Source organism: Leisingera sp. XS_AS12, from assembly GCF_041224635.1.
In the GTDB taxonomy this organism is placed as follows: Bacteria; Pseudomonadota; Alphaproteobacteria; order Rhodobacterales; family Rhodobacteraceae; genus Leisingera.
Genome location: NZ_JBGFGM010000129.1, coordinates 1 through 304 on the forward strand (window position 1 = coordinate 1; position 304 = coordinate 304).

Annotated in this window: 1 rRNA gene; it reads right to left on the reverse strand. The window is 55.6% G+C overall.

From position 1 onward, the window contains the following. Positions 1-35: 35 nt before the first annotated feature. Positions 36-150 (reverse strand): 5S ribosomal RNA (gene rrf, locus AB9K35_RS24555). Between the last annotated feature and the right edge of the window lie 154 nt (positions 151-304).

The following is a 304-nucleotide window of genomic DNA, read 5'->3' on the forward strand; positions in this document are numbered from 1 at the left end:
TTGTATCGTTCAAGAGAGGTTTTGGATTTTACTAGGTTTGGCGGTGACCTACTCTCCCAGGGCTTGAGCCCAAGTACCATCGGCGCGACAGTGCTTAACTTCCGGGTTCGGGATGGGACCGGGTGTTTCACTTGTGCTGTAGCCACCAAACCGAGGAAAATCCAAATCCGACGGCCTTGCGGAGCAAGGCTGGCGAGCGGCAGGCAGCGTATTTGCGAAGCAAATGCGCGTTGCCGCTGGGTTGTTATGTCACCGCCGATTGGCGGCAGGCAGAACAACCTGCGTCGGTTACAATCAACGTTGT